The organism is Actinoplanes sp. URMC 104 (genome assembly GCF_051386375.1).
GTDB lineage: Bacteria > Actinomycetota > Actinomycetes > Mycobacteriales > Micromonosporaceae > Actinoplanes.
The window spans coordinates 504,210-516,718 of record NZ_JBPQTO010000002.1 but is presented as its reverse complement, the minus strand read 5'-3'; the positions used below and the strand labels follow the sequence as shown (position 1 = coordinate 516,718).

The following is a 12,509-nucleotide window of genomic DNA, read 5'->3' as shown; positions in this document are numbered from 1 at the left end:
CGTCTGCAGGCTCTTCTCGTCGGCGACGGTCTGCCGGGTGTAGATGCCGCACGTGCGTACGGCGTCGAATCCCGACGTGCTGTAGGCGGACGTGTAGGTGCTCCCCTGGGAGACCGGCACCGAACGGACGGCGCTCTTCACCCAGGTCACCCCGCCGTCCGACGACCGGTCGACCCACACGTCACCGCTCATCACGTACGGCAGGAGCCCCGAGATGATCCCCCAGGCGCATCCCGTCGACGGCGAGACCCGGATGCTGAGGGCGATCAGCTCGGGCTCCTCGCGGCGCTCCCAGAAGTCGCCGGCCGCGGCCAGCTCGCGCGCCGTGGCCCGGCTCTCGTCGCAGCCGGCCGCCTGCGCCGGCGTGCTGGTCACGGCCAGCCCTGCCCCCACGATCACGGTTGCGAGCGCGGAGGCGGCAACCCTTCCCCATCGACTGCCTCGTGCTGTCATGGCGTCTCCCTTTCGGCGGGTGGCGACTGCTCTCACCACACCTCCGCCACTACGCCCGGAGCGTTTCGGTTCAGACCACCGCGAAACGTCATCCGAACGGGTGCCCGGGTGGGCATCCGGGCCGATGGATGATCGGCGGCATACTGACACGCGGCGATGATCGAGGAAGGGAGCGAGGCTGGTGTATGGCGGAGTGGACCCGGCATCGTTCGACTTCACGCTCGATGTGCAGGTGAACGTGGAAGCGTCGGCGGAAGAGCTTCCCCGGGTGGTCCACGACTGGCTGGACCGCGGCTTCACCGTCCTCGCAGGGGAGATCAAGGCCGGCACGGCGCGGCTTCCCGAGCTGGCTGCCGCGGCGGGGCGTGTCGTCGGCGCCGGGGACAGCTTCGGGCAGATCAGAGTCGACCGTGGGGAGGGCCGGGCGCGGCGCGCTGCCGCCCGGGCGGTGTCGGAGGCAGGCTGGCGTTGGCTGCGGGACGAGCTCTCCGAGATGCCTCGAAAGGTGACCGTGGACGCCGGGCGTCTCGACGCGACGGGTCTGATCGGCGGGGAGAACTTCACCGCCCGGGCGAGCGTCCATCCGGAGTCGCCGGGGTGGGTGCAGTTGCACGCGTCGGTGCGCCGGTCGCGATTCCTCGACGCCGAGCACGGCTTGGCCGCCCAGCAGCGCTGCCGTGAGTTCCTGGAGGACTTCGCCGATCGGAGAAATCCCGGGTACGGGCAGATCACGTATTACTACTACGGCGGGCGCACCCCGGTGGAGGAGCTGGTCGACCCGCGTGTGGCGGGCCATCGGCCGAGCGATCCGGCCTTGACCATCGGCACCTGCCGGGAGGTGCTGCGGGGCTACGGGTGGCTGACCATCGTGCCGCAGGAGCTCGTGGATCGGCTCGGCGGCGTGGCCGCGCTGACGGCGTCCGGGGCGTTCGCGCAGGTACGGCCGCTGGCGCGCGGCGGGGTGTCGCTGCTGGTGACCGACGACTTCCGGGACTACACCGTGCAGTCCGTGGAGGCGGCGTTCAAGGTGCTCGCACCGGTGCTGCCGCCGGGGAGACCGCTGCCGCTGCAGCACCGGTCGCCGGTGGAGGCGCCGGTGATCATCGTTGCCGCCGATCCGGCCGGAGCGCTCTGACCGGACGGGCGAGTCCGGCGGCGCTGGGTGCGGTCTACTGGAGGCGTGGCCGGATCGCTGCGTACGACGGTCCTGATCGGACGGGAGCCGGAGCTGGCGACCGTGCGGCAGGCGCTGCTGGACGCACGCGGCGGCGCCGGCCGCGTGCTGGTCGTCAGCGGCCAGGCGGGCGTCGGCAAGTCCCGCCTGCTCGACGAGGCGGTCCGCGTCGCCGGCGGCCTGCACATGACCGTTCTGCGCGGGAGGGCCGTGCCCGAGGGCGGCCCGCTGCGGCCGGTCGCCGAGGCGTTCTACGGCCACCTGCGACGGTCGGCCGTCACCGGGTCGGCGGAGCTGCGGCCGTTCCGCGCGGCGCTGGAACGATTGCTGCCGGGCCGGGCCGACGCGGCGACGTCGCCCGGAGTCGACCCGCTCGTCGTGCTGGGCGAGGGCCTGCTGCTCCTGCTGCGGCGCGCGGGCGGCGAGCACGGGTGCCTGCTGGTGCTCGACGACCTGCACTGGGCGGACCGGGACACGCTCGGCCTCCTCGACTATCTGGCGACCGCCGTGGCCGACGTGCCGGTCGCGGTCGTCCTGTCGGCGCGCGACGACGAGGGCGGGCCGGAGCTGCTGCCGCGGCTGCGGCACTTGCCGGAGCTCATCCGGGTCGTCCTGCGGCGGCTCACCCCCGACGAGGTGGGCCGGCTCGCCGCCGCGTGCGCCGGTGGGCAGCCGCTGCCGGCGCGGGTGCTGGACTTCCTGGCCAGCACCGCGGACGGCCTTCCCTTCCTGGTCGGGGAGCTGCTGGACGGCCTGGTCGAGTCGGGTTCGCTGGTCGACGACGGCGGCTGGCAGGTCCGCGGTGAGCTGACGGCGCAGGTGCCGCAGACCCTGGCCGAGCTGGTCCGGCACCGCACCGCGGGTTTTGCGCCCGAGCACCTGCGCGTGTTGCAGGCAGCCGCCGTCCTCGGCCGGTCCGTGGACTGGAGCCTGCTGGCGCCGATCGCCGGGGTCGGGGAGGAGGCGGTCGCGCTTGCGCTGCGGGCTGCCGTCGAGGCTCACCTGCTGCAGCCGGAGGCCGCGAGGCCCGGCCAGTTCGGGTGGCGGCACGAGCTGATCCGGGAGGCGGTCCTCGCCGGTCTGCTGGTGCCCGGGCACGCGCTGCTGGCCCGGCGCGCGGCTCAGGTGATGGAGCAGCGCGACCCCGATCCGGCGGGCCCGGACGGCGCGCTCATCGCCGAGCTGCACGCCCGGGCCGGCCGGCCGCACCGGGCCGCGAAGCTGCTCGTCCGGGTGGCCCGGCAGGCACTCGCGCGCGGCGCCGTCCGTACCGCGGAAGCCGTCCTCGCCCGTGCTGCCGACCTCGGCGGCGGCACCGCGGTCGACGTCGAGCTGGTCCGGGTGCTCACCACGGCCGGGCGCGGCGCTCGAGCCCTCGCCGTGGGGGAGGCCGCGCTGCCCGCGACCGGCGGCGAGGCCCGGGTGGAGCTGTGCCTGCACCTCGCCCGGGCGGCGATCATGATGGCGCGGTGGCAGGCGGCGCGGGACTACCTGGACCGGGCCGGCCGCCCCGACGATCCGCGGGTCGCCGCGCTGGCCGCCGACGCGGCGTTCGGGGCGGGCCGGGTGGCCGAGGCGGCGGAGCTGGCCGGCCGGGCGTTCGACGCCGCCGAGCGGGCCGGTTCGGCCGCCGTGGCGTGCGAGGCCCTGGAGGTCGTCGGGCGCTGCGCCCGGATGAGCGATCCGGCGGCCGCCTCGGCGGCGTTCCGGCGCGCCGCCGACCTGGCCGAGGCGCACGGGCTAGTGCCCTGGCGGATCCGGGCGCTGCTGGGGCTGGGGTTCGTGGAGCTGCTCGCCACCGAGACGTCCGCGCACGCCCACCAGGCGCGCCGGCTGGCCGACGAGGCCGGGATGATCGCCGAGGTGGCCGGCATCGACATGGTGCTCGCCAACTGCCGGGGACTGGTCGAGGGCCCGGCGGCCGCGTTGCCGCTCGCGGAACGCGCCGAGCGGATGGCGGCCACCCTGCGCCTGCCGCAGGTGCAGGCCAAGGCGAGGCTGTTCGTCGCGCTGGCCCACGCCGCGGCCGGCCGGACCGACGCGATGAACGCGGCGCTGGCCGAGGCGCAGCGGCTGGATCCCGGTGCACCCGACGTCGTCGGCGCCGCGGCCGGTGTGGCCGCGGTGGCCGCCCTGTACGAACGCGACCGCGGCGCCGCCCGGGACCTGCTCGACCGTTCGGTCGCCGCGATGCGCGGGCACCCGGCCGCGGCGCCGGTCCACGACTGGGGGCTGTGGGCGCTGGTCCGGGCCGCGCTCGCCGACCGCGACCGGGCCGCCCGCGACGAGCTGCGCGGCTCCGGCCTGACCGCCCGCGCCGTCAACCTCGGCGCGCTGCACTACGCCGACGCGATCGCCGCCGGGCGCGCCGGCCGGCGCCACGAAGCAGCCGCATTGCTCGCCGCGGGGGACGAGGCGCTCGCCACCCAGCACTGGTGGCGACGGTTCACCCGGCTGATCGTGCTGGAGTGCGCCCTCGACGACGGCTGGGGCGAACCGGTGAAGGAGCTGCGGGCGGCCCTCGACGCGTTCGAGTCGGCCGGCGAGCGGCGGCCGGCCCGGATGTGCCGGGACCTGCTGCGCCGCGCCGGCGCTCCGGTGCCGCGCCGCGGGCGGGGCGCCGGCCGGGTGCCGCCACGCCTGCGGGCGGCCGGGGTGACCAGCCGGGAGGTGGACGTGCTCGACCTGGTCGTGCGCGGCCTCACCAACGCGCAGATCGCCGAGCGGTTGTTCCTGTCCCCCCGTACGGTCGAGACCCATGTGTCGCACCTGCTCGCCAAGACCGGCGCCGCCGACCGGGCCGCCCTCGCCGCGCACTGGAGCGCGCAAACTCCGTAGCCGCCACGGATCTGCCGCCGCCCGGCCCGGCCGACGCTGGCACCATGACAGAGACGAAACCCGTTCTGATAGTCGGAGCCGGACCGGCGGGCCTGGTCGCCGCGATCACCCTCGCCCGGTACGGCGTCGCCTCGCTCCTGATCGAGAAGCGGTCCCGCACCTCGCCGCTGCCGCGCGCCACGGGGATCAGCACCCGCTCCATGGAGATCTTCCGGTCCTGGGGGCTGGAGCCCGCCGTCCGCGCCGGCGAGATGGACGTCGCCACCACCGGCTGGGTCTGCGCCAGCCTGGCCGATCCGGCCGGCCTCGCCGTGTCGATCGGCTTCCCCAGCCCCGCGGAGGCCCTCGCGGTCAGTCCCACCGCGCCGGCGGCCACGCCGCAGGACCATCTGGAGCCGGTGCTGCTGCAACACCTGCGGGGGTACGGGCTCGCCGACGTCCGGTTCGGCGCCGAGCTGACCGCCCTGGACACCGACGACCACGGCGCGACGGCGGTTATCCGTACGGCCGGAAGGACCACGACCGTACGGTGCTCCTATGTGGTCGGCGCCGACGGGGCACACAGCCTCGTACGGGAAAGCCTCGGCATCGCCATGCACGGACCGGGCGAACTCGGTGACTTCCTCGCGGTGCTGTTCCGGGCGCCGCTGGCCGGCGTCGTCGCGGACCGGCGGCACGGCCTCTACATGATCCAGGAGTCGGCGGTCTTCGTGCCGGTCGGGGACGGGGACCGCTGGCTGTACTCGCGGAACTGGGACCCCGCGACCGAACGGTGGGAGGACTTTCCGGCGGCACGGGTGACGGATCTGATCCGCGCCGGAGCCGGCGTCGCGGACCTGCCGGTGCGGATCCTGCGGATCGGCTCGTTCACGTTCGCGGCCCAGATCGCCGAGCGCTACCGCCGGGGGCGCGCGTTCCTCGTGGGCGACGCCGCTCACCGCATCACCCCGCGCGGCGGCACCGGCATGAACACCGCCGTCCACGACGCGTACGACCTGGCCTGGAAGCTCGGCTGGGTGCTGCGCGGCTGGGCGCCCGAGGGCCTGCTCGACAGCTACCAGGAGGAGCGGCTGCCGGTGGGCGCTCGCAACGCGATGAACTCGGCGACGCCCGGCCCGCCCGACCCGGCGGCGTTCGCCGACGACCTCGGCGGCCGCCTCCCGCACTCCTGGCTGCGGGGAACCGGCCTCTCGACGCTCGACCTGCTGGGCCCGGGCTTCACGGTGCTGACCGGACCCGGCGGTACGGTCTGGCGCCGGGCCGCGGAGCAGTGCAGGAACGCGACCGCCGCGCCCCTCGACGTCCACCCTCTCGACGACACGGCCGCCTTCGAGATCGGCCACGACGGCGCGGTGCTCGTCCGTCCCGACGGGCGCATCACCGAGCGCTGGCACACCGCCCTGCCCGACCCGGCGGCCGTCCTCCGCGACGCCGTCCTGGCGGCAACCCGCGGCCGGACCCTGACAACCGACCGCGCCTGACGCCGACGCCGGTCGCCTCACGATTCCGGGTCACCGCCGCCGAGCCGGCGGTGCGCCCGGTCGCCGAGGTCGCCGGAGACCTTGCCGATCACCGACGCGGCCCGGCCGAAGGCCTTCACCCCGAACCGGCCGGCGGCGCCCACGCCGTCCGCGCCGGTCTCGAGAACCTTGTCCTTCACCTCGGCCCCGGTGTCGACGACCTTGTCGCGCACCCCTACGGCCGCGTCCAGCCACCGCGTGGCCTCCAGGGCCGTGCTCGGTCAGAACGGCCCGACTGCGTGCCGCACGGTCAGAGGGTGAGTGCGCTTCGAATTCTCAGCAAGTACGATCCTCGGTGTGGGGGAGCCGACACCTGGCCTGAACGCCGAGCAGCTCGGGGCGTACTTCGCTCTGATGGAGGTCAGCAGCCTCCTTCAGTACGCGGTGGACGAGCATCTGCGGGCCGACGGGGACCTCAGCTACGTGCAGTTCCAGATCCTCGCCCGGCTGGTGGACGCCCCGGAGGGCCGGCTGCGGATGACCGATCTGGCGGACGGCGTCGTCTACAGCCGCAGCGGGCTCACCTATCAGGCCGGGCTGCTGGAGAAGCGCGGGCTGATCACGCGGGCGCCGTCGCCGGAGGACGAGCGCAGCGTGATGGTGACCGTCACCGGCGCCGGGCGGGAACTGGTCGCCCACGTGCTGCCGGGGCACGTCGACATTGTCCGGAAGCTGCTGTTCGAGCCGATGACGGGCAAGAACCTCGCCACCCTCAGCACGGTCCTGGGCCGCGTCCGCGACCACATGCGCGCCAACCCGCCGCGGTCGGCCAAGCCCCGCGCGGGACGGAACAGGAACGCCTGACCCCGCGCGGGCGATCCAGGGACAACTTGTCCGTGGATAGGTTCGACCTTCACCCGGGGTCCGGGCCGCGCCAGGCTTGATCCGTCGAACGGGCCGCCCGGTTGGATGCAGGCAGGCTCGCACTCGACGCTATTGCTTCGACTCGAAGCACACGGCGATGGAGGAGCTCCGATGAAGGCAGTGCGTTTCCACGAGTACGGCGACCCGTCCGTCCTGCGCTACGAGGACGTGGAGCAGCCGGTCCCCGGCGCGGGGCAGGTGCGGGTGCGGGTTGCGGCGACGTCGTTCAACGGCGTGGACGGCAACATCCGCGGCGGTTTCATGCAGGGTCCGATCCCGGTGACGCTGCCGCACACGCCGGGCATCGACGTCGCGGGCACGGTCGACGCGCTGGGTGAGGGCGTGGACGGTTTCGCGGTCGGTGACCGGGTGATCGGGTTCCTGCCGATGGCGGGGACGGGGGCGGCCGCCGAGTACGTGCTGGCGCCGGCCGAGGTGCTGGCGGCGGCGCCCACGAGCATTCCGTTGACCGACGCGGCGGCGCTGCCGCTGGTGGGCCTGACGGCGTGGCAGGCGCTGTTCGACCACGCGAAGCTGACCGTGGGGCAGCGGGTGCTGGTCAACGGCGCGGGTGGCGCGGTCGGCGGCTATGCGGTGCAGCTGGCCAAGCAGGCCGGGGCGTACGTGATCGCCGTGGCGAGCCCGCGCAGCGCCGATCGGGTCAAGGTCGACGGCGCCGACGAGGTTGTCGACCACACCAGCGCCGACGTGCTCGCCGAGGCGGACACGGTCGACGTGGTGCTCAACCTCGCGCCGGTCGAGCCGAAGCAGCTGGCCGGGCTGCTCACGCTGGTCCGTGCGGGCGGGGCGCTGGTCAACACGACGGTGTGGATGCCCGCGCCCTCCGACGAGCAGCGGGGCGTACGGGGCATCGACCTCTTCGTCCGCAGCGACGCGGGCCAGCTCGCACACCTGGCGTCGCTAGTGGACCGGGGTGAGCTGCGCGTCGAGGTGGCCCAGCGGGTGCCGCTGGCGGAGCTGTCCACGGTGCACGCCCGGGCCGCTGCCGGCGAGCTGTCCGGCAAGGTCGTCATCGTCGCGCCCGGCGCCTGATCCCACCGCGGCTATTTCGCCGGCGACGTCGCCCCGGACCGGGCAGAGGCCGCCCGATGACGACGCCCCGGTGCACCGCCCGGCGGGGCCGGACGATGCACCGGGGTCGTGTGATCAGCGCAGCGGCGGGTTCGCCAGCTGGACGAGCTCCACGGCCTGCTGGGGGAACCAGGCGCCGGCCGCGGGGTCGGTGATGTTGCCGCGGGCCGGGTCGGTGCCGGTGCCGGTGCCGCGGTCGCACTGGCCGTCGGACTGGCCGGGGGTCTTGATCCACAGGAACGCGTCGGCCAGCGGCTCGCCGGTCCTCGTGGTCGGGCGCAGGCCCAGGCCGCGGTCCGGCGGGTTGCACCAGGTCTGCGGGTCCGGCCAGGTGACGCCGGCGGGCGCCGTCCACGGGCCCTGGCCGTTGCGGCTGGTGTCCACGACGAAGTGCGCCAGCTTGCGCGGCGAGACGTCGCCCACGTTGGTGTCGTACCAGGCGTCGCTGAGCGGCCAGGTGCTGAAGTCGCCCGGGCTCGCCGGGTAGTACTGGCTGGCGCACTGCTCGAAGTGGCCGCGGGCCTCGACCGGGCCCTGGGTGCCGTAGTAGACGCACTTCGAGATCCAGTTGCCGAACTTGAGCTGGCGCTCGGTCGTCTCGTAGTTCGACACGTTGAGGAAGAAGCCGTCGGCCTTGCGGACGCCGGCCTTGACCAGCCGGTCGGCGATGTCGCCCACGCCGAGCCACGCGCTGTGCGTGCCGTCGAGGTAGACGCTCGTACGCGGAAGGGCGGTCAGGCGGTCGACCGCGTAGTTGAGCATCGCGAACCGGTCGGCGGCGGCGGTGGCCGCGTCCGCCTCGGCCGGCTGGCACCACTCCTGGTTGCCGTTGATCGTGGTGTACCAGGGGATGATGCCCAGGCCGTCCGGCTCCAGCATGACGGCCGCCGGCTGCCCGCCGATGCCGGCGGCGAAGGCGTCGATCCAGGCCCGGTACTCGGCCACCGACGTGGCGCCGCCCGCGGAGTACTGCGAGCAGTCGCGGAACGGGATGTTGTAGGCGACGAAGACCGGCAGCGCCCGCTTGGCGGCCGCGCGCTTCGCCTCCGCCTTGACCGACTGCGTCAGCGTGCGGCCGGAGCCGCCGGTGACCCACACGGCCTGCGGGGTCTCGATCATCGTACGGATCTTGTGCGCGAGGTCGCGCTGCCCGGCCGCCTTGAGCTGGGCGATCTGCTGAACGGCGCCCGGGTCGGGCTTCGGGGTGTAGAAGCGGGTGCCGTCCGGGATGACGGCGCCCGCGGGTGCGGGACTGGCGGCCAAGGCGACCGCACACGCGGCGGCCGCGGCGGCGAGGCCGGTGGCGGCCCGCCGCACGGGGAGAGACAAGGACACGGTGGACTCCTGCTCGTACACAAAGGTGGGAGCGTTCCCATCTGTCAACGAGCCTCGATGTCCCGTGCGCGCAAGTCAATGGGGCGTCGGGGCCGACTTGCGGGAAAGGATCAGATCGCCCGCGCGCGCCAGCACCTGGGCACGGGTGCGCCCGTCGTGCTCGGCGGCCAGGAACTGCTCGCCGATCAGCAGGCAGAAGGCGAGCAGGCTGCGCGCCTCCACCTCGTCGGGGTCGGCGCAGAAGGTGCCGATCAGCTCGCGCAGCAGCGCCATCCGCCGGTTGTCCACCCGCCGCAGGCGCTCGGCCACGGCCTCGTCCCGGCGGGCCCAGTCGCGGATCGCGAGGTCGAGCGGGCGCAGCCGGTCCCCGGAGAAGGTGAGCAGCCCCGCCCGTTCGATCTGCCGTTTCGGGTCGCCGCCCTCGCGGGTGATGCGGTCGAGCACGTCGTCCGTGCTCTCCCGCTCCCAGGTGTCGAGCATCGCGGTCAGCAGCGCGTCGCGGTCGGCGAACGAGCCGTAGAAGCCGCCCTTGGTCACGCCGAGTTGTTTCGCCAGCGCCTCCACGCGTACGGCGTCGGGGCCGCCCGCGGCCAGCGCCGCGAGGCCCTGCTCGATCCAGCTCTCCCGGGTCGTACGGGTCGGCGGCATGTCGTTCCTTTCTCTGTACGTAGCCGTATATACGGAGCCGTACATTGATGCTAGCCTGCGTTTATACGCTACCGTACAGCGCAAAGGGGACCCGACGATGACCGTGCTCAGCTCGCTGTCCACGCATGACTACACCGATCGCTTCACCGTCCGCTCCGACGCCCACGGAACGCCCGAGCAGTTCGCCCGGGCCATCTTCGGCGACGTCCCGAACGCCGGGGAGCTGTTCATCTGGCGCCTGCTGCTGCGCCTGCGGCTCAGCCCCGGCCGCTCGCCCGGCACCATCGCGGGCTGGCGCATCGGCGGCCGCGGCCCCGACTGGATCCGCATGGAGGCCGCCTCCGATGCCCTGTCGGCCAACCTTGTGGTGCGGGCCGGTGGAGGGACGGTCTCGCTGTCGACCTTCATCCGCTACGACCGCACGCCGGCCCGGCTGCTGTGGCCGCCGCTGTCCGCCGTGCACCGGGTGCTGGCGCCCCGGGCCCTGCGCGGCGGGGTGGCCCGTGTGGAGCGAGCGGCGGCCTCCGCTACGGCGTCCCGTCGATGAGCGCCGAGACCGTCACGGCGCGCAGGCCGCGGGCGGCGAGGGCGGTGAGCAGCTCGTCGGTGCTCGCGACCACGCCGAGGCGGCAGTCGGTGCCCTCGTGCAGCACGACGATCGAGCCGGGGCGGATCGAGGGGAGCAGGCTGCCGGCGATGGCCTGGTCGCGCGGGCCGCCGGTGTGGCCCGCGACCAGCGTGCCCAGCACGGCCCGCAGGCCCTGCTCCGCGGCCGACCGCAGCATCCGGCTCGTGTAGAGGCCCGACCCCGGGCGGAACCACCGGACCGGGGCGTACGCCGAGAGCATGCGGGTGACCTCGGCCAGGTCCGCGCGGAACCGGTCGTCGGGCAGCGACGCCGACCGCTCGTCGCGCATCAGGTGGTTGGCGATCTCGTGACCCTCGGCGACGATCCGCGCGACCACCTCGGGGTTCGCGGCCACGCGCTCGCCGACCAGGAAGAACGTCGCGTGCGCCCGATGCCGGCGCAGCACGTCGAGCAGCTGCGGGGTCGTCACGGGGTGCGGCCCGTCGTCGAAGGTCAGGGCGAAGACCGGGGCGCGGGTCTCGACGTACCAGAGGACGTCGCCGGGAACGAGCCGGGACAGGGCGCGTACGGCGGGGTCACGCCAGCGCCGCAGGATGTCGACCACCATGAGCCATCGTAGGCCGCCGATGTCCTGTCCGATCGGCTACACATCGCGCCGCCGCGGCGCCCCGGCGGAGCACGGTGAGCGATGTGAACAAGCATCTGTTGGTCGTTGCTGTGCTCGTGGCCGGCGTGGGAGCCGGCTCACCGGCGGCCGCCCACCGGGAGCGGCCGGACATCGACAGCGTACGGGTCTGGAACGAGCTCGCCGTCTCCGCCGTGCGCGCCACCCGGGCGACGGACGCCGACGCCGCCCGCCTCTACGCCCTGGTCGACGTCGCGGTCTACGACGCGGTCAACGGGCTGCGCTCCGGCCCTGCCCGCCGCACCCCGGCGCTGATCGGCGGCATCGGCCCGCACGGAGCCGACCCGCAGGCCGCGGCGGCCTCGGCGGCGCACGCGGTGCTCGCCCGTGCCGACGCCCCGCGCGCCGCCACGTACGACGCCCGGCTCGTCGCCGACCTCGAGCGGCTCGGCCCCGGCGCCTCCGTCGCCAGCGGCGCCGCCTGGGGTGAGCGGGTCGGCGCCGCCGTCGTGGCCGCCCGCGCCGACGACGGCTCCCGGCCGGTCGAGACCCAGCCCGCGGGCGCCGGGCCCGGCGTGTTCCGGGCCGAGTGGCCGGGCGTGCAGTACCGCGCCGTCCGCCCGTTCGCCGTGGCCGACCCCGCCCGGTACGTGCCCGGCCCGCCGCCCGCGCTGACCAGCGGCGCGTACGCGCGGTCGTTCGCCGAGGTCAAGCGGCTCGGCGACGCCGCCGTCCCGGCGCCCGGGCTGCTCGCCACGTACCAGTTCTGGTCGCTGCCCGCCGGATCGCCGCAGCCGCCGGGGGAGTGGCTGCGGATCGCGCTGACCGTCGCCGGCGACCGGCGGCTGCCGCTGGCGGAGCAGGCCCGGCTCACCGCGCTGCTGACCATGACGCTCGCCGACACCACTGTGCCGACGGTGGCCACCAAGTACCGGTACCGGCACTGGCGGCCGACCACCGCGATCCGCGAGGCGGACACCGACGGCAACCCGGCCACCGAGCCCGATCCGGCGTGGACGGCGCGGGCCGGCAGCGTGGGCTCCTCGCCCGAGTACGTGTCGGGGCACAGCTCCTACAGCAGGGCGGCGGCGACCGCGCTGGCCGGCTTCTTCTGCACCGACCGCATCGCGTTCAGCCACGCCACCGACTCGGCGCCGGGCGGCACGGCACGCGACTATCCGGGCTTCTCGGCCGCGGCGACCGAGGCGGGCAGGTCCCGGGTGTACGGCGGGCAGCACTTCCCGTTCAGCGACCGGGCCGGGCAGCGGATCGGCGCGGGCGTCGCCCGCGAGGTGCTGGCCACGAAGCTGCTGCACCGCAGCGGGCCGACGCACGACGGGGCCTGTCCCCGCTGAGAAGTGATGATGCGTT

At 74.7% G+C, this 12,509-nt stretch carries 11 protein-coding genes; 7 read left to right on the top strand and 4 right to left on the bottom strand.

Features of this window, described 5'->3' with window-relative positions:
• Positions 1-634 precede the first annotated feature (634 nt).
• The 3 genes from ACSNN8_RS03345 to ACSNN8_RS03335 are packed head-to-tail and all read left to right on the top strand — an operon-like array spanning position 635 to position 5,946.
• A complete protein-coding gene (locus tag ACSNN8_RS03345) occupies positions 635-1,588 on the top strand; it encodes a hypothetical protein (protein WP_436646897.1) in 954 nt (317 codons plus the stop codon).
• A 45-nt stretch (positions 1,589-1,633) separates the two neighbouring features.
• Positions 1,634-4,465 carry an ATP-binding protein gene (locus ACSNN8_RS03340; protein ID WP_436646896.1) on the top strand — a complete coding sequence of 944 codons (2,832 nt, stop codon included), beginning with the start codon at positions 1,634-1,636 and terminating at the stop codon, positions 4,463-4,465.
• A gap of 44 nt (positions 4,466-4,509) precedes the next feature.
• Positions 4,510-5,946 (top strand): FAD-dependent monooxygenase, encoded by a 1,437-nt coding sequence (locus tag ACSNN8_RS03335; protein ID WP_436646895.1) that lies wholly within the window; start codon positions 4,510-4,512, stop codon positions 5,944-5,946.
• A 17-nt stretch (positions 5,947-5,963) separates the two neighbouring features.
• Here the strand turns inward: ACSNN8_RS03335 and ACSNN8_RS03330 are convergent, their stop codons facing one another.
• A complete protein-coding gene (locus ACSNN8_RS03330) occupies positions 5,964-6,158 on the bottom strand; it encodes a hypothetical protein (protein WP_436646894.1) in 195 nt (64 codons plus the stop codon).
• 124 nt (positions 6,159-6,282) lie between these two features.
• Here ACSNN8_RS03330 and ACSNN8_RS03325 point away from each other — a divergent pair, with 124 nt between their 5' ends.
• Entirely contained in the window at positions 6,283-6,789 is a 507-nt protein-coding gene (locus tag ACSNN8_RS03325; protein WP_436646893.1) for a MarR family winged helix-turn-helix transcriptional regulator, read from the top strand.
• A gap of 171 nt (positions 6,790-6,960) precedes the next feature.
• Complete coding sequence (locus ACSNN8_RS03320) at positions 6,961-7,902, top strand: NADP-dependent oxidoreductase (RefSeq protein WP_436646892.1); 942 nt, start codon at positions 6,961-6,963, stop codon at positions 7,900-7,902.
• 114 nt (positions 7,903-8,016) lie between these two features.
• On the opposite strand, the gene ACSNN8_RS03315 is transcribed toward ACSNN8_RS03320, so the two are convergent.
• Positions 8,017-9,276: a glycoside hydrolase family 6 protein gene (locus tag ACSNN8_RS03315; protein WP_436646891.1), complete on the bottom strand. Its 1,260-nt coding sequence runs from the start codon at positions 9,274-9,276 to the stop codon at positions 8,017-8,019.
• 75 nt (positions 9,277-9,351) lie between these two features.
• Positions 9,352-9,924: a TetR/AcrR family transcriptional regulator gene (locus tag ACSNN8_RS03310; RefSeq protein WP_436646890.1), complete on the bottom strand. Its 573-nt coding sequence runs from the start codon at positions 9,922-9,924 to the stop codon at positions 9,352-9,354.
• Positions 9,925-10,021: 97 nt separating this feature from the next.
• On the opposite strand from ACSNN8_RS03310, the gene ACSNN8_RS03305 reads away from it, so the two are divergent.
• Entirely contained in the window at positions 10,022-10,471 is a 450-nt protein-coding gene (locus tag ACSNN8_RS03305; protein WP_436646889.1) for a hypothetical protein, read from the top strand.
• Here ACSNN8_RS03305 and ACSNN8_RS03300 read toward each other — a convergent pair.
• The gene (locus ACSNN8_RS03300; RefSeq protein ID WP_436646888.1) at positions 10,452-11,120 is read right to left on the bottom strand and encodes a polysaccharide deacetylase family protein; all 669 of its coding nucleotides are present in this window, start codon (positions 11,118-11,120) and stop codon (positions 10,452-10,454) included. The two genes, ACSNN8_RS03305 and ACSNN8_RS03300, sit on opposite strands and share 20 nt — an antisense overlap.
• Positions 11,121-11,203: 83 nt before the next feature.
• Between ACSNN8_RS03300 and ACSNN8_RS03295 the strand changes: the two genes are divergently transcribed.
• Entirely contained in the window at positions 11,204-12,493 is a 1,290-nt protein-coding gene (locus tag ACSNN8_RS03295; protein WP_436646887.1) for a vanadium-dependent haloperoxidase, read from the top strand.
• Positions 12,494-12,509 lie beyond the last annotated feature (16 nt).